This is a genomic window from Pseudomonas sp. GW458-11-26-14-LB4 (genome assembly GCF_059423925.1).
The window spans coordinates 137312-157006 of the sequence record NZ_JBWKYU010000009.1 but is presented as its reverse complement, the minus strand read 5'-3'; the positions used below and the strand labels follow the sequence as shown (position 1 = coordinate 157006).

The window sequence follows — 19695 nt, the reverse complement described above, 5'->3', positions numbered from 1 at the left end:
GAGCGTCCCGGGCTGCATTCCCACGCAGAGCGTGGGAACGAGTGCATCAGAGAAAGTCCTTGTACGCGAACAACGCCGGGGCGCCGCCGGTGTGCAGGAAGATGATCGGGCCGTCGTCGAAACGCCCGCGGCCGATGCCGTCGAGCAACCCGGCCATGGCCTTGCCGGTGTAGACCGGATCGAGCAGCACGGCGTCCTGGCTGGCCAGCAGTTTCACCGCCGCCAGTGTCCCGGCGTTCGGCTCGCCGTAGCGCGGGCCGAAGTATTCGTCCCACAACTCGACCTTGAAACTGTCCGGCAGCGCCACGCCCAGCAGGTCGGCGGTGCGTTCGGCCAGGCCCTGGACTTTCGGGCGCTGGTCTTCTTCGCTGCGCGAGACGGTCACGCCGATCACCGGCAGTTGTGGCAGGGCTTCACTCAACGCCAACGCCAGACCGCTGTGAGTACCGGCGCTGCCCGAGGCCAGGACCACGGCGGAAAATTGCAGACCGGTGTCCTTGATCTGCTCTGCCAGCTCCAAACCGGCGCGCACGTAACCCAGCGCGCCGAGGGCGTTGGAGCCACCGATCGGCACCAGGTACGGCTTCTTGCCGTTGCTGCGCAGGCGCACGGCGAGGGCGGCCAGTTGTTCGTCGGCGTTGTCGAGGTTGTCGACCAGCTCGACCTTGGTGTCGAACAGGTCCAGCAGCAGGCGATTGCCGTTGCCGGTGTAGTTGCTGTCGTCGGTGCCCAGCGGGTTTTCCAGCAGGGCCACGCAGCCCAGACCCAGTTTCGCGGCCAGCGCTGCGGTCTGGCGAACGTGGTTCGATTGCAGTGCGCCGGCGGTGATCAAGGTGTCCGCGCCTTGGGCGAGGGCATCGGCGGCGAGGTATTCGAGCTTGCGCAACTTGTTACCGCCCATGGCCAGAGGCGTCAGGTCATCGCGCTTGATGTAGACATCGCGGCCGAGCCAGGTGGACAGGCGCTCGAGTTTTTCCAGTGGGGTCGGTTGGCCGAGCAGGTCAAGGCGGTTAAAGCGGTCCAGCTGTTGTTTGATCGGTTGTGTGGACATGGTTCCGTACTGATGCAAGGAGATGTCAGGACTATAGGCACGCCGATTTACCGGGGCAACCGCCAATCGCTTATAGCCAAATGTGCTTAAGCCAGCACTATCGGTTCTTAATTCGCGCCCGTGGGCTTGCCGTAAAGTAGTCGCCGTTGACGCGGCCAGACAGTCCGGCCGCCCGTGAGGAGTCTTTACCGTGAGCGAGCGTTCCAGCCATTGGCAATTGCAGACCATCGTCAGCCAGCTGCGTACTGCGCGGGATCAGTGGCGGGCACAAAATGGCCGTGCTTCCGGAGAGCAGGGCGGACGCGAGTTGCCGTCCCGTGATGCGATGGCGCAGATTCTGGAAGCCCTGTGCGGCGCACTGTTTCCGATGCGGCTGGGGCCGGTGGATCTGCGTGAGGAGAGCGAGGATTTCTACGTCGGCCATACCCTCGACGTCGCGCTGAATGCATTGCTGGCCCAGGCACGACTCGAACTGCGTTACGTCGCCCGTCACAGTGCTCAGGCCGACACTGAAGTCGAGGCGCAGGCGATCAGGATCATCCAGGATTTCGCCCTCGCGTTGCCGGGCTTGCGCAGCCTGCTCGACACTGATGTGCTGGCCGCCTACCACGGCGATCCGGCGGCGCGCAGCGTCGATGAAGTGCTGCTGTGCTATCCGGGGATTCTGGCGGTGATTCACCATCGTCTGGCTCACCATTTGTATCGCGCGGGCCTGCCGTTGCTGGCGCGGATCAGTTCGGAAATCGCCCACTCGGCGACCGGCATCGATATTCACCCGGGCGCGCAGATCGGCCGCAGTTTCTTCATCGACCACGGGACCGGCGTGGTGATCGGCGAGACCGCGATCATCGGCGAGCGCGTCAGGATTTATCAGGCGGTAACCCTCGGCGCCAAACGCTTCCCGGCGGACGAGGACGGCCAGTTGCAGAAAGGCCATCCACGCCATCCGATCGTCGAGGACGACGTGGTGATTTACGCCGGGGCGACGATCCTCGGACGGATCACCATCGGCAAAGGCTCCACCATCGGCGGCAACGTGTGGCTGACTCGCAGCGTGCCGGCCGGGTGCAACCTGACTCAGGCCAACCTGCAGCATGATGACGGGACGCAGAAGTGAGGCACTAAAGGGCTACCCCTCACCCCAGCCCTCTCCCCGGGGGAGAGGGAGCCGACCGAGGTGTCTGGCGCTGTACATCGACCTGAAACACCGAGTCGATTATGGATTCAGCGAAGCACTTTCACGTCGGCGTATTTCTTGAATATCCCCTAATCAGTCCCTCTCCCTGAGGTGAGGGGGCCTATACATCGATCTGAAAAAACCAGTCGATTATGGATTCGGTACAGCAAGATCAGGTCGGCGAAACTCTCAAGCATCCCCCAATCAGTCCCCTCTCCCCCCGGGAGAGGGTTAGGGTGAGGGCGCTTTTGACTTTGATTTTTCCACTGAACGAATCCGCCCAAACCCCCGTCATACCCAACCTTGAGCTAGCGTACGAAAGGTACCGCTGAGCCCTGCGATTAGTCCTGAGCGTACTATCCATGTTTAACTTGAACGTTCATTCAAGTTAAACCGGCGGTTCGCTGCCCGCTCACAACAGGAGGCTTGCCTTTGCTGAGTCCGATCATTTCAGCCATTTTCCAACCCCTTGAGGTGCACCGTTCATGAGTGCATCGTCCACCCCCGCCAGCGGTCTGGTGCGCATGAATCCGCCGGTGTTCTGGTTCGCCGCGACGGTGATCCTGCTGTTTGGCCTGACGGTCATCGCCATGCCGGAACAGGCCGGCGCCTGGCTTCTCGAAGCGCAAAACTGGGCGGCCAATACGGTCGGCTGGTACTACATGCTCGCGATGACCCTGTATCTGGTCTTCGTGGTGGTCACCGCGTTATCGGGCTACGGCAAGATCAAACTCGGTGCCGACCACGACGAACCCGAATTCAGTTACCTGTCCTGGGCCGGCATGCTGTTCGCCGCCGGGATCAGCATCACGCTGTTTTTCTTCTGCGTGTCCGAACCGCTGACCCACATGCTTCAGCCGCCGCAAGGCGAGGCCGGCACCGCGGAGGCGGCGCGTCAGGCGATGCAGATTCTGTTTCTGCACTGGGGCCTGCACGGCTGGGGCGTGTTCGCCTTTGTCGGCATGGCGCTGGCGTATTTCGCATACCGGCATAACCTGCCGCTGGCGCTGCGCTCGGCGCTGTACCCGCTGATCGGCAAGCGCATCAACGGCCCCATCGGCTACGCCGTGGACGGCTTCGGCATCATCGCCACGGTGTTCGGCCTCGGTGCGGACATGGGCTTCGGCGTGCTCCATCTCAACTCCGGTCTGGACTATCTGTTCGGCATCGCCCACACCCAGTGGATTCAGGTCGGCCTGATCACGCTGATGATGGGCGCGGCGATCATCGTCGCCGTCTCGGGTGTGGATAAAGGCGTGCGGGTCATGTCCGACATCAACATGCTGCTGGCCTGTGCGCTGCTGCTGTTCGTGTTGTTCGCCGGCCCTACCCAGCATTTGCTCAACACCCTGATCCAGAACCTGGGCGACTACCTCGGCGCGTTGCCGATGAAGAGTTTCGACCTCTACGCCTACGACAAGCCGAGCGACTGGCTCGGCGGCTGGACGGTGTTCTACTGGGCCTGGTGGATCGCGTGGTCGCCGTTCGTGGGCCTGTTCATCGCACGGATTTCCCGTGGTCGGACCATCCGCGAATTCGTCTTCGGCGTGTTGCTGATTCCGCTCGGTTTCACCCTGGCGTGGATGTCGATCTTCGGCAACAGCGCCATCGACCAGGTGCTCAATCACGGTATGTCGGCGTTGGGCATGTCGGCCCTCGACAACCCGTCGATGACTCTTTACCTGCTGCTGGAAACCTACCCGTGGAGCAAGACCGTCATCGCGGTGACGGTGTTCATCAGCTTCGTGTTCTTCGTCACCTCCGCCGACTCCGGCACCGTGGTGCTCTCGACCCTGTCGGCCAAGGGCGGCAACCCGGATGAAGACGGGCCGAAATGGCTGCGGGTGTTCTGGGGCGCGATGACCGCGCTGGTGACCAGTGCGCTGCTGTTCTCCGGCAGCATCGATGCGTTGAAGTCGGCGGTGGTGCTGACCTCGCTGCCGTTCTCGCTGATTCTGCTGCTGATGATGTGGGGCCTGCACAAGGCGTTCTATCTGGAGTCGCAGAAGCAGATCGCGCAACTGCATTCGCTGGCGCCGGTGTCCGGTTCACGGCGTGGCAAGGGCGGCTGGCGTCAGCGTTTGAGCCAGGCTGTGCACTTCCCGTCGCGCGACGAGGTGTACCGTTTCATGGACACCACCGTGAAACCGGCCATCGAAGAAGTGACGGCCGTGTTCGCCGAGAAAGGCCTGAACGTGGTCACCCAACCGGATCCGGCTCACGACAGCGTCAGCCTGGAAATCGGTCACGGTGAACAGCACCCGTTCATCTACCAGGTGCAGATGCGCGGCTACTTCACGCCGTCGTTCGCCCGTGGCGGCATGGGCTCCAAGCAGCTCAACAATCGCCGCTACTACCGCGCCGAAGTGCACTTGAGCGAGGGCAGTCAGGACTACGATCTGGTTGGTTACACGAAAGAGCAGATCATCAACGACATCCTCGACCAGTACGAACGGCACATGCAGTTCCTGCATCTGGTGCGTTGATCGGAGCAGGGCGCCGGGACGCTTTCAGGTCTCGGCGCTCAGCACCATGAACAACACCATCGCCGCCAGCGGCACGCCATAAACGGCGCTGCCGATCGCAATCTCCGTCCCCAGCGGCTGCCCGGCGTGCACCACGCCGACCGCACCATTGATCACCGTCAACGCCAGCCACAACGCCGCGAACACATAGGCCAGCGTCTGCCGACTGAAGCCGATGCGCTCGCCGATGTAAAACATCAGCGCCAGCAGGATCAGGCCGAAGAAGATGATGATTGCGGTGTGCATGGATGTGCCTGCGGGATGTGCGGTGTTTGATCGGACGCTTTCGCGGGCAAGCCCGCGAAGGCGCCACCTCGGTTTCATTTAGAGCATAGCCAAACCCGCCCACGCCATATTCGTCAGGTACTTTCCCGCTCAATGACCGTGCATTGCAGCAGATTCAACCGCTGCACCTCATCACTCGGCAGCACGCCCAGACTTTCCAGCACCCGCGTCGCCGCCAGTACGCCGATCTCCAGCGCGGGCGGTTTGATCGTGCTCAGGCTCGGCAGCAGCATCTCGGCGAACGGGTAGTCGCCAAAGCCGAGGACGGCGCAGTCTTCGGGGATGTTGAGGCCGGCGCGTTGTCCGGCGAGCAGGCCGCCAGCGGCGAGGTTGTCGTTGGCGAAGATGATCGCGTCCGGGCGTGGGGAGGCTTTCATCAGTGCTTCCATCGCTTGCTTGCCGGCCTCGAACGGGGCGCGATCGGCGTCGGGTGCGAATACCCAGGGCTCAAGTCCTAGCTTGCGCACTGTCGCGGCGTAACCGTCGCGGCGTTCCAGTGCGCTGAAGTCGCCGGGTGCGCTGTTCTGCACGAAGGCGATGCGTCGATAGCCTTTGTCGTGCAGATAACGAGCGGCGCTGACACCTACTTCGAAGTGAGAAAAGCCGATCTGCATCGGCTCACGCTCCGGTTGGTAATCCCAGGTTTCGATCACCGGGATATCTGCCTCGGCGAGCATCTTTTCCGTGCCCGCGCTATGGAAGTGACTGGTGACCACCAACGCTGCCGGCGACCAGCCGAGGAATGCCCGCACCGCGTTTTCTTCCTGCTCGGCGCTGAAGTAACTCGAGGCCAGAAGTAGCTGATAGCCGTGACGGCTGAGGGTGTCGCTGAAGCCCTGAATGGTGTTGGCGAAGATCGGCCCGGAGATGTTCGGGATCACCATGCCGACGATTTTCCCCCGCGCCGAGGCGAGCCCGCCGGCCACCAGATTCGGCACGTATCCCAGCTCGGCGACCACCGCCGCGATCCGTTCGCGGCGTTCGGGCGAGACCTGTTCCGGCTGGTTGAAGTAGCGCGACACGGTGATCGCCGAAACACCGGCCTGGCGCGCCACCGCGTTGAGGGTCACGCGACCGGCGCCACGGCGTTTGCGGGGCTTTTCTTCGCTCAAGGCTCGATCCTTCTTAAAAACCAAAACGCATATAAAAGTAATTTTTCAGTATTGGACGGTCTATGTCCGGCTTGCCAATACTGGCGATGTTAGCGCTAACAAAGCGCGTTGTCTGCTACTCGCTCGAGCGAATGCCCAAGACACCGAGACAGGCGCTGTCGTCGCAGAACGGCAGCGGTTCAGGGCAACTTTTCGAGCGGGCAAACATGCACAACATTCCTGGGGCGACACATAAACTGGCGCAATCGATCCGCGCTGCGGGCTGGCTACTCACCGGGCTGGCTGCGCTGCCGCTGCCCGCCGCGTTCGCCGCGGACAGCACCGATCAGGAGCCGACACTCAAGTCCGTCACGGTCACCGCCACCCGCCGCGAAGAGTCGCTGCAAAAGGTGCCGGTGGCGGTGTCGGTGATCGACGGCGAGCAGCTGGAACGCGACAACCGCAACAGCGTGGCGAGCATCGTCCAGCAGGTGCCGTCGCTGAATTTCCGCACTGGCGCATCGAACAAGGACACCTCGTTGTTCGTGCGCGGCGTGGGGACGATTTCCACCTCGCCGGGCGTCGAACCGACGGTGGCCACGGTGATTGATGGCGTGGTTTATGCGCGCCCCGGCCAATCCACTCTCGATCTGCTGGACCTGGAACGCGTCGAAGTCCTGCGCGGCCCGCAAGGCACGCTGTTCGGCAAGAACGCCTCGGCCGGTGTGCTGAACATCACCAGCAAGGCGCCGACCGCCGAGACCCACGGCTACATCGATCAGTCGTACTACAGCGGCAACGAAAGCCGCACCCGTTTCGGCATCGGCGGCAGCCTGATTCCGGACACGCTCAAGGGCTCGATCAGCACCTTGTTCGGCAGCTACGACGGCAACGTCGACAACCAGCACAACGGTCAGGAGGTCAACGGCTACAACCATCGCGGCGTGCGCGGCAAACTGGAATTCACTCCGAACGACGACATCACCTTCACCCTGATTGCCGACTACATGCAGTCCCACGATGACGGCCCGAACGGCGTCGTGACCAAGGCACTGACCCCGGCCTTCGCCAATGCGCTGAGTCCGGTGAGTGCCACCAGCCACAATCGCGACATCAACACCGACACCCGCTCCCACGTCGAGGACACCAACAAGGGCCTGTCCGGCCAGCTCGACTGGCAACTGGGGAATTACACCCTGACCTCGATCACCGCGTGGCGTGGCTGGGACAACACTCAGTATCAGGACGGCGACCGCCTCGGTACGGTAACGGCCGCGTTCCCCGGCACAGCGGACAAGGGCGATCTGGCGTTCGACCAGTACTCGCAGGAGCTGCGTCTGGCGTCGCCGAAAGGCGAGTTCCTCGAATACGTCGGGGGCCTGTTCTACATGCACGGCAAGGACGAGGAAACCTATCAGCGCACGCTGACCACCACCACGCGCACTGATCGCGGCGTCGCCGATTACAGCACCACCAGCGACAGCTACGCAGTGTTCGGCGAGAGCACGCTGAACTTCACCTCGGATTTGCGTGGCATCGCCGGCTTGCGCTATACCCACGACGATCTGGAATACGATCACCGTCGTGTTTCCACTTCCGCCACAACTGTCAGCGGCATTCAACCGGCGACCCGCAGTTCCGGCTCGGTGGATGAGGACGGCTGGTCCGGTCGGCTCGGTTTGCAGTACGACCTGAGCGATTCCGTCACCACCTACCTGACCTACTCGCGCGGCTACAAAGGCCCGGCCTACAACGTGTTCTTCAACATGCAGCCGCGCGACACCGAAGCGCTGAAACCGGAAACCTCCAACACCTGGGAGGCGGGGATCAAGGCTTCGTCCTGGAACAATCGCCTGACCACCAACCTCGCGGTTTTCCACAGCGACTACGACAACTACCAGGCGAACTTTTTCGACACCGTCGCCGGGCAAGTCGTAACGCGCCTGATCAACGCCGGCAGCGTCAGCACCGAGGGCGTGGAACTTGATTTCGCCCTGCAGGCGACCCAGCAACTGAAGTTCTCCGGCGCGCTGGCCTACACCCGCGCTCGTATCGACGAGTTCGCCTGCCCGGCGGGCGCGGCGGCGTCGTGCAACGTCAACGGCAAACCGCTGCCGTTCAGCCCGGACTGGAAAAGCTACGTGCGCGCCGACTACACGATCCCGCTGGATAACGGCCTGGATATCGAACTCGGCACCGATTACAGCTGGCAGAGCGAAGTGCAGTACGACATCAGCCAGAACGCCGACACCAAGCAGGGCGCCTACGGCCTCTGGAACGCCAGCGTGGCCCTGGCCGATTACACCAACGGCTGGCGCGTGGCGTTGCTGGGCAAGAACCTGACCGACAAGTCGTATTCGCCATTGCTCGCCAGCGGTGGCAACTACATCTACCGCGCCGTGCCTCGCGACGACGAGCGCTACTTCGGCGTGCAACTGCGCAAGGACTTCTGAGATGAGCAGACAGCTGAAACTCGGCGCGTTCCTCATGGCCACCGGGCACCACGTTGCCGCGTGGCGTCACCCGGAAGTGCCGGCCAACGCCGGGCTGGATTTCGCCCATTACAAACGCCTGGCGCAGATTGCCGAGGCGGCGAAATTCGACACCTTGTTCGTCGCCGACAGCGTCGCCGCCCCGACCCAGGACATCGCCAGCCGCATGGCCCGTTCGGATCACTTCGAACCGCTGACGTTGCTCTCGGCGTTGAGCGCAGTGACCGAGCACATCGGCCTGATCGCCACCGCCACCACCAGCTACAACGAGCCGTACCACGTGGCGCGCAAGTTCGCTTCGCTCGATCACCTGTCCGGCGGGCGAGCGGGGTGGAACTTGGTGACCTCCGACAACGCCGCCGAAGCGCAGAATTTTGGCCGCGACGAACACATCGGTCACGCCGAACGCTACAGCCGCGCCCGGGAATTTCATCAGGTGGTCACCGGGCTCTGGGACAGTTGGCAGGACGACGCCTTCATCCGCGACAAAGCCAGCGGCGCGTATTACGACCCGGAAAAACTGCACGTGCTGGATCACGTCGGCGAGCACTTCCGGGTCAAGGGCCCGCTGAATGTCGCGCGTTCGCCACAGGGTCAGCCGGTGATCTTGCAGGCCGGCTCGTCGGAAACCGGACGTGAACTGGCGGCGCAGACGGCCGAAGTGGTGTTCACCGCGCAGACTTCACTGGCCAGTGCTCAGGCGTTTTACGCCGACCTCAAGGGACGCTTGCCGAAGTACGGACGCAGTGCCGATTCGCTGAAAATCATGCCCGGCGTATTCGTCGTGGTCGGGCAGACGGAAGCCCAAGCGCAGGAAAAATGTGAAACGTTTCAGCAATTGGTCGAACCCGAGGTTGGCGTCGCCCTTCTTGGGCGTATGCTGGGCAACTTCGATCTGTCGAAGTACCCGCTGGACGGGCCGCTGCCGGAATTGCCGCTGACTGACAGCGGCCAGCAAAGCCGACAGAAACTGCTGACCGAACTGGCCGGCCGGGAGCATCTGACCCTGGCCGAACTGGGCCGCAGAATCGCCGGCGGTCGCGGGCATTACAGCATCGTCGGCACACCGTCGCAGATTGCCGACCGTTTGCAGGAATGGTTCGAGCAGGGCGCGGCGGACGGTTTCAACGTGCTGGTGCCGCACCTGCCTGGCGGGCTCGAAGACTTCGCCAATGGCGTGGTTCCGGAACTGCAACGGCGTGGGCTGTTCAGAACCGAATACGAGGGCCGGACCTTGCGCCAGAACCTTGGCCTTGCCCGGCCCGGCAACAGATTTGCGTAGCAATCGACACCCGATTCAAGACCGACAAGAGAGGATTCGATGACTTACACCGCTGCCGAGAATCGCTACAACTCCATCCCTTACCGCCGCGTCGGACGCAGCGGTCTGGTGCTGCCGGCGCTGTCCCTGGGCCTGTGGCACAACTTCGGCGACAGCACGCCGATCGACACCCAGCGCTCGTTGCTGCGCACGGCGTTCGATCTGGGGATCAACCACTTCGACCTGGCCAACAACTACGGCCCGCCCTACGGCAGCGCCGAGACCAATTTCGGCCGTCTGCTGCGCGAAGACTTCAAGCAGTATCGCGACGAACTGATCATCTCCAGCAAGGCCGGCTGGGACATGTGGCTCGGCCCTTACGGTCAGGGCGGCGGCTCGCGCAAATACGTGCTGGCGAGCCTCGACCAGAGCCTGCAACGCCTGGGCCTGGACTATGTGGATATCTTCTATTCGCACCGCTTCGATCCGGACACCCCGCTGGAAGAAACCGCCAGCGCCCTCGCCACTGCGGTGCAGCAGGGCAAGGCGTTGTACATCGGTATCTCGTCGTACTCCGGGGTGAAAACCCGCGAAATCGCCGCGTTGCTCAAAGAGTGGAAAGTGCCGCTGTTGATTCACCAACCGGCGTACAACCTGCTCAACCGCTGGGTGGAAAAGGACCTGCTCGACACCACCGACGAACTCGGCACCGGCGTGATTGCATTCACCCCGCTGGCGCAAGGCCTGCTGACCGACAAGTACCTCAACGGCGTGCCGGCGGATGCGCGGGTCAATCGTCCGGGCGGTGGCTCGTTGCTGTCTTCGCACTTGTCCGAGGCCAACATTGCTCATGTGCGGGCGTTGAATGAAATCGCCAAACGTCGTGGGCAGAGCCTGGCGCAACTGGCGCTGGCGTGGACACTTCGGGATCCTCGGGTGACTTCGGCGCTGATCGGCGCGAGCCGGCCGGAGCAGATTGTCGAGAACGTCGGGGCGTTGAAGAATCTGAGCTTCAGTGCGGAAGAGTTGGCGGAGATTGACCGGTTTGCTCAGGAGGGCGGGATCAATCTTTGGGAGAAGCCTTCGACGGCGGAGTGATCGAAACTGGGGTGGGTCAGATAGATCCCCCCTCACCCCAGCCCTCCCGAAACGTCGGACCGCCCCCAGGGGGGCGAGGGGGAAAGGGAGCAAATCTCCGTGCTTTTCAAACCTGAGTTCGATTCGATATTTCAGGTCGGTGTATAGCGACAAAACACCTCGGTCAGTCCCCTCTCCCTCCGGGAGAGGGTTAGGGTGAGGGGGCTCTTGATTTTGCTCTGGCGTTAAAGGCTCAACGAAAAAACGGCACATCCCCCAACACCGTAGCCCGCTGCATCACCCGCCGCGCCGGCCGGTAGTCATCCACCGCGTAATGCTGGGTCACGCGGTTATCCCAGAATGCAATGTCATCCTTCTGCCAGCGCCAGCGAATGGTGAATTCCGGCCGCGTCGCGTGCGCAAACAAGAACTTCAACACCGCTTCGCTCTCGGTTTCCGACAGCTCATTGATCTTCGACGTGAACCCTTCGTTGACGAACAGCGAACGCCGTCCGCTCACCGGATGCGTGCGAATCACCGGGTGCGACAGCGGTGGATTTTTGCGCCTCGCGGCTTCCCACTGCGCCAGTGCTTCCGGCGTGTTGCCGTAGCGCTCCAGCGGGAAGGATCGGGTGAAATCGTGAGTCGCAGTCAGCCCTTCAAGCAGCGCTTTCATCGGCGCCGACAGCGCCTCATACGCGGCAATCCCGCTGGCCCACAATGTGTCGCCACCGAATTCCGGCAGCAGCTTGGCGCTGAGCACCGCGCCCATGGCCGGGGTCGGCAGGAAGGTCACGTCGGTGTGCCAGATCGCGTTGTCGCGCACGTCGGTGACGGCGGTGTCGAGGATCAGCACTTCCGGCTGTTCCGGCACGTTCGGGTAGATCGGGTGAATGTGCAGATCGCCGAAGTAAGCGGCGAAACGCGCCTGCTGCGACGGCTCGATCGGTTGATTACGGAAGAACAGCACCTGGTATTTGAGCAGTGCCTGCTCGATGGCGTCGCGCTGTTCCAGGTTCAGCGGCTGGCTGATGTCGACGCCGCTGATCTGTGCGCCGAGGGCCGAGCTTAAAGGGGTGATGTTCAGGCTGCTCATGGTGGTTCTCTTCAATTCCGGGGCCCCGAAACTGTCGGGGTAGTCAGTGCTGAAAAATCAGTGGGCCTGGCCGTGCCACGGCACCAGTTTGCGTTGCAGGGCGCGCAGGCCCATCTCCATCGCGAAGGCGATCAGGGCGATGACCAGAATCCCCAGCACCACCACATCGGTGACCAGGAACTGCGCCGCCGACTGCACCATGAAGCCCAGGCCGCTGGTGGCCGCGATCAGTTCGGCAGCGACCAGCGTCGACCAGCCGACACCCAGACCAATGCGCACACCGGTCAGAATGTCTGGCAGGGCGCTTGGCAAAATCACATGGCGGATCAGTTGTGCGCGAGTGGCGCCCAGCGACTGTGCGGCGCGCAATTTGGCCGGGTCGACGGTGCGCACGCCGGTGGCGGTGGCAATCGCGATCGGGGCAAAAATCGCCAGATAGATCAGCAGCACTTTCGACAACTCGCCGATGCCGCACCAGATCACGATCAGCGGCAAATAGGCGAGCGGCGGAATCGGCCGGTAGAACTCGATCAGCGGATCGAGCACACCACGGGCGATGCGGTTGGCGCCGATGGCAATGCCCACCGGCACCGCGGTCAGAATCGCAAAACCGAGGCCCAGGCCGATGCGGCTCAGACTGGCGCCCAGGTGCTGCCACAACGTCGAATCCATGTAGCCCGTGGTCGCCAGCAACCAGCCTTTTTGCAGCACGGCGGACGGTGGCGGCAGGAACAGCGGTTCGATCAGGCCGGTGGCGGTCACGGCCCACCAGATCACCAGCAACGCGAACAGGGTCAGCAGGCTGATCCAGCGGGTGCTGAGGCTGCGGCGCACGGGAATCGCCACTGACGTGGCGGCGGGTTTCACGGCGGTGGCGGAAACGTCGTAACTGCTCATGCGCGCTCCTGCCGCTGAACGGCGCTGCGTTGCGAGAACACTTTGGCCAGCACGTGTTCGCGGGTTTCGATGAAGCGCGGATCGGACTTGATCGCCCGCGCCGATTCGCCGGCGGCGTAGCGCTGGCCGAAGTCGAGGTGCAGGCGCTCGACGATCTGCCCCGGATTCGGCGCGAGCAGAATCAGGTCAGTGGCGAGGAACACCGCTTCTTCAATGTCGTGGGTAATCAGGAACACCGGTTTGGCGGTGCGTTGCCAGACTTGCAGCAACAGCTCCTGCATCTGTTCGCGGGTGAAGGCGTCGAGGGCGCCGAAGGGTTCGTCCATCAGCAACACACGCGGATCGGCGGCGAGGGCGCGGGCCAGGCCAACGCGTTGCTTCTGGCCGCCGGAAAGCTGCCAGATGCGACGGTGTTCAAAACCGGAAAGGTCGACCAGTGCGAGCATTTCCCGAGCGCGCTGTTCGCGTTTGTCCTTGGCCACACCGGCCAGTTCCAGACCGAAAGCGACGTTGGCCAGCACGTCCTGCCAGGGCAACAGGGCGTCGTCCTGGAACACCACGCCGCGTTCGGCGCTCGGACCTTTGACCGGCACGTTGTCGAGGGTGATGCGGCCGGCGCTCGGTTCGACGAAACCGGCAATCAGGTTCAACAGCGAAGTCTTGCCACTGCCGGACGGGCCGAGGGCCACCAGCAATTGCTGAGGGCCGAGGGTCAGGGAAATGTCGGACAGTACCGGTTCCGGGCTGCCGGGATACTGTGCGCTGATGCGCTCCAGCTGTAGCAAGGCCATCGCAGTTAACTCCCGATCAATTGGTGATGTACTTGGCGCTGACGTACGGCGCGTAGTCCGGCAGTACCGCTTCGACCTTGCCTTGCTCCTTGAGGAACGCAGCGGTGTCAGTGATGGCTTTGGTGGTCGGAGCGCCGAGGTCGCTGACTTGATCCGCTGCCAGCGGGTAGACGTTGCCTTGCAGCAGCAATGGGATGTCGCTGGCTTTGGCGCCGGAGAGTTTCACCAGCTTGTCGACGTTGCTCTGATTGGCCAGCCAGGCTTTCGGATCCTTGCGGTAGTCGGCGTAGGCGTCGAGGGTGACCTTGGCGAAGGCGGTGACGATTTCCGGGTGCTTCTCGGCGAAGTCCTTGCGCACGATCCAGGCGTCGAAGGTCGGTGCGCCAAACTTGGCCAGTTCACCGGAAGTGATCAGCACTTTGCCGTTTTCCTTGGCCACACCCAGCGCCGGATCCCAAACGTAGGTGGCGTCGATGTCACCGCGTTTCCACGCAGCAATGATCGCTGGCGGGGCGAGGTTGAGGACGGTGACTTTTGATGGGTCGATGTTCCAGTGCTTCAGCGCGGCGAGCAGGCTGTAGTGACCGGTGGACACAAACGGCACGGCGATTTTCTTGCCGACCAGATCCTGCGGGGTCTTGATGCCGGAGCCGTCGCGGGCGACCAGTGCTTCGGCGGCGCCGATCTGGGTGGCGATGAGGAAGGTTTCCACCGGGACTTTGCGGGTGATTGCAGCGGTCAGCGGGCTGGAACCGAGGTAGCCGATCTGCACGTCGCCGGAGGCGATGGCGGCGATGATGTCGGCACCGTTATCGAATTTGCGCCAGTTGATGTCGGCCTTGGTGGCTTTCTCATAGGCGCCGTCGGCCTGGGCGACTTTCGCCGGGTCAACGGTGGTCTGGTAGGCGACGGTGAGGTCGGCGGCCTGAGCCAGGAAACTCGCAGCAGCCAGAGAGGCCACGGCCAGCAGGCGAAGCGGGAAATTCAGTTTCATTGAAGAGCTCCATATCAGGCGACCGAGCGTCGGCGTGAAAGGAGACTAAATGATCTAAGAATCTAAAAATAAATAACTTTTTAGAATGAGCTTATGAGCGGAAAAATCTAAGCGTGGGAGAGTGGGGGCTTTTCGGATTATCGGTTCGGACTTGAAATCCTTACCCCCTCACCCCAGCCCTCTCCCCCAAGGGGGCGAGGGGGAAAGGGAGCCGATCGAGGGCTTTTCACAATCGGAGTTCGGCTCGGTATTTCAAGTCGGCGTAGCTCTGATAAACACTGCGGTCAGTCCCCTCTCCCACCGGGAGAGGGCTAGGGTGAGGGGGCTGCGATCCAACGCCGATCAATCAGTTGCTGATCGCCAAAATACTCGCCTGATACGACCCGACAAACACGTCGAAATCGCCCACCTCGTTCTGCTCAAGGTCAGCCTGTTGCGCCAGCGACGAACGCGCCAGTTCTTCAAACTTCGCCTGTTCCTCAGCCGCCAACGGTTCGCTGCGGAAGAACTCGGCGTGGGCCTGGCTCTGGCGCAGGGAGAATTGCGCGAAGCTTTCCTTGTGCGTGGCCATCGCCGCCAGCACCTGAGCCGAAGGCGTCAGGGACGAATCCTTGACCTTGGCCAGTTGCGCATCGAGCGCCTTGCTGTGGGCATCGCCGCCGTGGCTTTGATCCAGCAGCGCCGCCAGCGGAGCGATTTTTTCCAGCAGTTCGGCGGCCCATTCCTTCAGCTCCACCGGTTGGCCGTCGCGCTGCAATTGCAGGCCCGGACGGCGACCTTCCTTGACCACGCTGAGGAAGTTGGAGGTGGCGTTGCCGCAGGAGTTGTTGGTCAGCAGCGGGCTTTCGTTCAGCGCGCAGTACAGCAGGAACGCGTCGAGGAAGCGCGACTCGGTGAGGTCGATGCCCATCGGCAGGAACGGGTTGATGTCCAGGCAGCGTACTTCGACGTACTGAATGCCACGGGCCATCAAGGCCTGGATCGGCCGCTCGCCGGTGTAGGTCACGCGTTTCGGGCGGATGTTGGAGTAGTACTCGTTTTCGATCTGCAGGATGTTGGTGTTCAGTTGCACCCACTCGCCATCCTGGTGCGTGCCGACTTCGACGTACGGCGCGTACGGCGTGGCCACCGCTTTGCGCAGGCTGTCGGTGTAGCTCGCCAGGTCGTTGTAGCAAGGGGTCAGACCGGCCTGGGCGTTGCTCTGGTAACCGAGGTCGCTCATGCGCAGGCTGGTGGCGTAGGGCAGGTACAGGGTGTCCGGATCCAGCTGTTCCAGCTGGTGCGCACGACCGCGCAGGAAACCCGCGTCCAGCGCCGGCGAAGCACCGAACAGGTACATCAGCAGCCAACTGTAGCGGCGGAAGTTACGGATCAGCGCGATGTAAGACGACGACTGGAAATCCCGGTCGGTGCCGACGAAGCCTTCGGCTTCCTTGAGCAACGGCCAGAGTTTTTCCGGCAGGGAGAAGTTGTAGTGAATCCCGGCTATGCACTGCATGGTCTTGCCGTAACGCAGGGCCAGGCCCTTGCGGTAGACGTACTTGAGCTGACCGATGTTGGAGGTGCCGTAATAGGCGATCGGGATGTCTTCCTCGGCCGGCAACGGGCACGGCATCGATGGACTCCACAGGTACTCGTTGCCGAGCTTGCTGTAGGCGAAGCGATGAATCTTGTCCAGGCTCGCCAGGGTATCGGCCGGGTCTGGCAGGGCAGGCGTGATGAACTCCAGCAGCGACTCGGAATAGTCGGTCGTGATCTGTTCGTTGGTCAGCGCGGAACCCAGGGCTTCAGGGTGCGGCGTTTGGGCCAGGCGGCCTTCGCCGTTCACGCGCAGGCATTCACGTTCGATACCGTGAAGGCACTGCTCAAGCAGAGAGAGGTTAGCGCGCTCGCCGAGCAGAGCCAGGCGGCGGTTGAGAAGTTCGCTCAATTTGGATTCCTTCACGCGTCAGTCGCCCCAATATGGGGGTGGGCAGGACGGTCTACAAGGGTGAAGTTGAAACTGGCGTTTTCGCCTGGTTTTCGGGCCATGAAAGCCCCATTGGAAACGCCAACTTCAGTCCCTGAATCTGGCAGACGCGGGCGAGGAAAACTCCGACGCTGCGATCACAGCGCCGAAATTAACTCAAAATGATGAACAACATCTACAGGACAGCGAACGTGCCTTGCGCTTTTGCGACCAGTTTGTCGCCCTGCATCACGTCGGCTTCGACCACCAGCGTGCGCCGGCCCGGGTGGATCACCCGCGCCGTGCACATCACCTCGCCTTCGGAGACGGCGCGGATGTAGTTGATCTTGCACTCGATGGTCGCGCTCTGCTGGTCAAAGCCGTGGGTGCTGGAGCAGGCCAGCCCCATGGCGATATCGACCAGACTGAACAGCGCGCCGCCGTGCAGCTTGCCGCCGCGATTGCGCAGTTCGGGTTCCAGCGCCAGGGCGACTTGCGCCACCCCGGTTTCCAGGCTGTGCAGGCGGCAGCCCAACAGCTTGAAAAACGCGCTCTCGACGAGCCCGGCTGGCATATCCATCAGCGTTTCTTCAACTGCTTGGCGTTGGCAAACAACGACGCCATCGCGTTATTGGCTGGAGCCGCCGGGGTGCTTTCCTTGCGTGGCGCCGAACCCTGCGACTGGCGTGGCGCCGAGCCCGGACGCGAGCCACGGGCACCGTCGATCTTCTCGCCCGGGGTGTCGCTCATGCGCATCGACAGGCCGACGCGCTTGCGCGGGATGTCGACTTCCATGACCTTCACTTTCACCACGTCACCGGCCTTCACCGCTTCGCGCGGATCCTTGATGAACTTCTCCGACAGCGCCGAAATGTGCACCAGACCGTCCTGATGCACGCCGATGTCGACGAACGCACCGAACGCGGTCACGTTGGTCACCACGCCTTCGAGGATCATCCCCAGTTGCAGGTCCTTCAGGTCCTCGACGCCTTCCTGGAACTCGGCAGTCTTGAACTCCGGACGCGGGTCGCGGCCCGGTTTTTCCAGTTCCTGCAGAATGTCGGTGACGGTTGGCAGACCGAAAGTCTCGTCGGTGAATTTCTTCGGATCCAGACGCTTGAGGAACACCGCGTCACCGATCAGCGAGCGAATGTCGCGGTCGGTTTCAGCGGCGATGCGTTGTACCAGCGGATAGGCTTCCGGGTGAACGGCCGAGGAATCCAGCGGGTTGTCGCCGTTCATCACACGCAGGAAGCCGGCGGCCTGTTCGAAGGTTTTCTCGCCCAGACGCGCGACTTTCTTCAAGGCCGCGCGGGTCTTGAACGCGCCGTGTTCGTCACGGTGGGCCACGATGTTTTGCGCCAGGGTCGCGTTGAGGCCGGAGATCCGCGCCAGCAGCGCCACGGAGGCAGTGTTTACGTCCACGCCCACGGCGTTCACGCAGTCCTCGACCACGGCGTCCAGACCGCGCGCCAGTTTCAGCTGCGACACGTCGTGCTGGTACTGGCCGACACCGATGGATTTCGGATCGATTTTCACCAGTTCGGCCAGCGGATCCTGCAGACGACGGGCGATCGATACCGCGCCACGGATCGACACGTCCAGATCCGGGAATTCCTTGGCTGCCAGTTCCGATGCCGAATACACCGATGCGCCGGCTTCGGAGACCATGACCTTGGTCATTTTCATCGCCGGGTATTTTTTGATCAGTTCGATCGCCAGCTTGTCGGTTTCACGGCTGGCAGTGCCGTTGCCGATAGCAATCAGGTCGACCGAATGCTTGGCGCACAGGGCGGCCAGAATCGCGATGGTCTGATCCCATTTGTTGTGCGGCACGTGCGGGTAAACCGTGGCGTGATCCAGCAGCTTGCCGGTGGAGTCGACCACCGCAACCTTGCAACCGGTACGCAGGCCCGGGTCGAGGCCCAGAGTCGCGCGCGGACCGGCCGGGGCGGCCAGCAGCAGGTCGTGCAGGTTGTGGGCGAACACGTTGATCGCTTCGGTTTCGGCGCCGTCGCGCAGCTCGCCCAGCAAGTCGGTTTCCAGGTGGGTGTAGAGCTTGACCTTCCAGGTCCAGCGCACCACTTCGCTCAGCCATTTGTCGGCCGGACGGTTCTGGTTCTGGATGCCGACGTGCTGGCCGATCATGCCTTCGCACGGGTGCAGGGTGCCCGGCAGCTCTTCGCCGACTTTCAGCGCGGAGCTGAGAATGCCTTCGTTGCGGCCACGGAAAATCGCCAGCGCGCGGTGCGACGGCATGCTTTTCAGCGGTTCGTCGTGTTCGAAGTAATCGCGGAATTTCGCGCCTTCCTCTTCCTTGCCGGCGATCACGCGGGCACTGAGGGTGGCTTCCTGCTTCAGGTAGGTGCGCAGTTTTTCCAGCAGGTTGGCGTCTTCGGCGAAGCGCTCCATGAGGATGTACTTGGCGCCTTCCAGTGCAGCCTTGGCATCGGCCACGCCTTTTTCGGCGTCGACGAAGCGCGCGGCTTCGGTTTCCGGGGTCAGCGACGGGTCGTTGAACAGGCCGTCGGCCAGTTCGCCGAGGCCGGCTTCCAGGGCTATCTGGCCCTTGGTGCGGCGCTTCTGCTTGTACGGCAGGTACAAGTCTTCGAGGCGGGTCTTGGTGTCGGCGAGTTTGATTTCGCGCTCCAGCTCAGGGGTGAGTTTGCCCTGCTCCTGAATGCTGGAAAGAATGCTGATGCGCCGTTCGTCGAGTTCTCGCAGGTAGCGCAGACGCTCTTCCAGATGACGCAGTTGGGTGTCATCGAGGCTGCCGGTCACTTCTTTCCGGTAACGGGCGATGAAGGGAACGGTAGAGCCTTCATCGAGTAGCGCGACGGCCGCTTCGACCTGTTGTGGGCGTACGCCGAGTTCCTCGGCGATGCGGCTGTTGATGCTGTCCATAAAACCACCTGACAAATTGTGAAAGCAGTCTCGCAGGCGCGTAAATAAAGGCCCGGAGTCTGGTGGGGCGGCTTGATGCTGGCCGCTGCCTGGGTCAAAAGGCATC

15 protein-coding genes are annotated in these 19695 nt (G+C 62.5%); 5 read left to right on the top strand and 10 right to left on the bottom strand.

Annotation, left to right across the window (positions count from 1 at the left end; translation table 11 throughout):
- Nucleotides 1–46: 46 nt before the first annotated feature.
- Nucleotides 47–1051 carry a D-cysteine desulfhydrase gene (locus AC07XZ_RS14360; protein ID WP_007952732.1) on the bottom strand — a complete coding sequence of 335 codons (1005 nt, stop codon included), beginning with the start codon at nucleotides 1049–1051 and terminating at the stop codon, nucleotides 47–49.
- 190 nt (nucleotides 1052–1241) lie between these two features.
- Here AC07XZ_RS14360 and epsC point away from each other — a divergent pair, with 190 nt between their 5' ends.
- Nucleotides 1242–2168, top strand: coding sequence for a serine O-acetyltransferase EpsC (epsC, locus tag AC07XZ_RS14355; RefSeq protein WP_007952730.1), 927 nt, complete (start codon nucleotides 1242–1244; stop codon nucleotides 2166–2168).
- A gap of 584 nt (nucleotides 2169–2752) precedes the next feature.
- Nucleotides 2753–4714: a choline transporter BetT gene (gene betT / locus AC07XZ_RS14350; RefSeq protein WP_162831787.1), complete on the top strand. Its 1962-nt coding sequence runs from the start codon at nucleotides 2753–2755 to the stop codon at nucleotides 4712–4714.
- Nucleotides 4715–4738: 24 nt separating this feature from the next.
- Here the strand turns inward: betT and AC07XZ_RS14345 are convergent, their stop codons facing one another.
- Together AC07XZ_RS14345 and AC07XZ_RS14340 are read right to left on the bottom strand one after the other, a co-directional pair.
- Nucleotides 4739–4999: a hypothetical protein gene (locus AC07XZ_RS14345; protein WP_102687490.1), complete on the bottom strand. Its 261-nt coding sequence runs from the start codon at nucleotides 4997–4999 to the stop codon at nucleotides 4739–4741.
- A gap of 113 nt (nucleotides 5000–5112) precedes the next feature.
- A complete protein-coding gene (locus tag AC07XZ_RS14340) occupies nucleotides 5113–6150 on the bottom strand; it encodes a LacI family DNA-binding transcriptional regulator (RefSeq protein WP_102687491.1) in 1038 nt (345 codons plus the stop codon).
- Between the two features lie 206 nt (nucleotides 6151–6356).
- On the opposite strand from AC07XZ_RS14340, the gene AC07XZ_RS14335 reads away from it, so the two are divergent.
- Genes AC07XZ_RS14335 through mgrA form a run of 3 tightly spaced genes read left to right on the top strand, consistent with a single transcriptional unit; the run spans nucleotide 6357 to nucleotide 10980 of the window.
- Entirely contained in the window at nucleotides 6357–8582 is a 2226-nt protein-coding gene (locus tag AC07XZ_RS14335; protein WP_102687492.1) for a TonB-dependent receptor, read from the top strand.
- Between the two features lies 1 nt (nucleotide 8583).
- Complete coding sequence (locus AC07XZ_RS14330; protein WP_102687493.1) at nucleotides 8584–9903, top strand: LLM class flavin-dependent oxidoreductase; 1320 nt, start codon at nucleotides 8584–8586, stop codon at nucleotides 9901–9903.
- 39 nt (nucleotides 9904–9942) lie between these two features.
- Nucleotides 9943–10980 (top strand): L-glyceraldehyde 3-phosphate reductase, encoded by a 1038-nt coding sequence (gene mgrA, locus AC07XZ_RS14325; RefSeq protein ID WP_102687494.1) that lies wholly within the window; start codon nucleotides 9943–9945, stop codon nucleotides 10978–10980.
- Nucleotides 10981–11212: 232 nt separating this feature from the next.
- Here mgrA and tauD read toward each other — a convergent pair whose 3' ends face one another.
- From tauD to AC07XZ_RS14290, 7 genes are all read right to left on the bottom strand, one after another.
- Nucleotides 11213–12055, bottom strand: coding sequence for a taurine dioxygenase (gene tauD / locus AC07XZ_RS14320; protein WP_074689444.1), 843 nt, complete (start codon nucleotides 12053–12055; stop codon nucleotides 11213–11215).
- A 57-nt stretch (nucleotides 12056–12112) separates the two neighbouring features.
- Complete coding sequence (gene tauC / locus AC07XZ_RS14315; protein WP_102687495.1) at nucleotides 12113–12952, bottom strand: taurine ABC transporter permease TauC; 840 nt, start codon at nucleotides 12950–12952, stop codon at nucleotides 12113–12115.
- Nucleotides 12949–13743 (bottom strand): taurine ABC transporter ATP-binding subunit, encoded by a 795-nt coding sequence (gene tauB, locus AC07XZ_RS14310; protein WP_011331959.1) that lies wholly within the window; start codon nucleotides 13741–13743, stop codon nucleotides 12949–12951. Before tauB ends, tauC begins: the two co-directional genes overlap by 4 nt.
- 16 nt (nucleotides 13744–13759) lie before the next feature.
- On the bottom strand, nucleotides 13760–14737 hold the full coding sequence (tauA, locus tag AC07XZ_RS14305; RefSeq protein ID WP_007952702.1) for a taurine ABC transporter substrate-binding protein: 978 nt from the start codon (nucleotides 14735–14737) through the stop codon (nucleotides 13760–13762).
- 346 nt (nucleotides 14738–15083) lie between these two features.
- Complete coding sequence (gene gshA / locus AC07XZ_RS14300) at nucleotides 15084–16667, bottom strand: glutamate--cysteine ligase (RefSeq protein WP_102687496.1); 1584 nt, start codon at nucleotides 16665–16667, stop codon at nucleotides 15084–15086.
- A gap of 214 nt (nucleotides 16668–16881) precedes the next feature.
- The gene (locus AC07XZ_RS14295; protein ID WP_102687497.1) at nucleotides 16882–17265 is read right to left on the bottom strand and encodes a PaaI family thioesterase; all 384 of its coding nucleotides are present in this window, start codon (nucleotides 17263–17265) and stop codon (nucleotides 16882–16884) included.
- Nucleotides 17265–19589 carry a Tex family protein gene (locus tag AC07XZ_RS14290; protein WP_102687498.1) on the bottom strand — a complete coding sequence of 775 codons (2325 nt, stop codon included), beginning with the start codon at nucleotides 19587–19589 and terminating at the stop codon, nucleotides 17265–17267. The genes AC07XZ_RS14295 and AC07XZ_RS14290 overlap by 1 nt, the downstream gene beginning before the upstream one ends.
- Nucleotides 19590–19695: the final 106 nt, after the last annotated feature.

Coding starts and splice junctions, on each gene's coding strand:
- AC07XZ_RS14290 (WP_102687498.1), bottom strand. CDS start 19,589: ATGGACAGCATCAACAGCCGCATCGCCGAGGAACTCGGCGTACGCCCA.
- tauC (WP_102687495.1), bottom strand. CDS start 12,952: ATGAGCAGTTACGACGTTTCCGCCACCGCCGTGAAACCCGCCGCCACG.
- AC07XZ_RS14330 (WP_102687493.1), top strand. CDS start 8,584: ATGAGCAGACAGCTGAAACTCGGCGCGTTCCTCATGGCCACCGGGCAC.
- tauB (WP_011331959.1), bottom strand. CDS start 13,743: ATGGCCTTGCTACAGCTGGAGCGCATCAGCGCACAGTATCCCGGCAGC.
- tauA (WP_007952702.1), bottom strand. CDS start 14,737: ATGAAACTGAATTTCCCGCTTCGCCTGCTGGCCGTGGCCTCTCTGGCT.
- mgrA (WP_102687494.1), top strand. CDS start 9,943: ATGACTTACACCGCTGCCGAGAATCGCTACAACTCCATCCCTTACCGC.
- tauD (WP_074689444.1), bottom strand. CDS start 12,055: ATGAGCAGCCTGAACATCACCCCTTTAAGCTCGGCCCTCGGCGCACAG.
- AC07XZ_RS14335 (WP_102687492.1), top strand. CDS start 6,357: ATGCACAACATTCCTGGGGCGACACATAAACTGGCGCAATCGATCCGC.
- AC07XZ_RS14295 (WP_102687497.1), bottom strand. CDS start 17,265: ATGGATATGCCAGCCGGGCTCGTCGAGAGCGCGTTTTTCAAGCTGTTG.
- AC07XZ_RS14345 (WP_102687490.1), bottom strand. CDS start 4,999: ATGCACACCGCAATCATCATCTTCTTCGGCCTGATCCTGCTGGCGCTG.
- betT (WP_162831787.1), top strand. CDS start 2,753: ATGAATCCGCCGGTGTTCTGGTTCGCCGCGACGGTGATCCTGCTGTTT.
- AC07XZ_RS14360 (WP_007952732.1), bottom strand. CDS start 1,051: ATGTCCACACAACCGATCAAACAACAGCTGGACCGCTTTAACCGCCTT.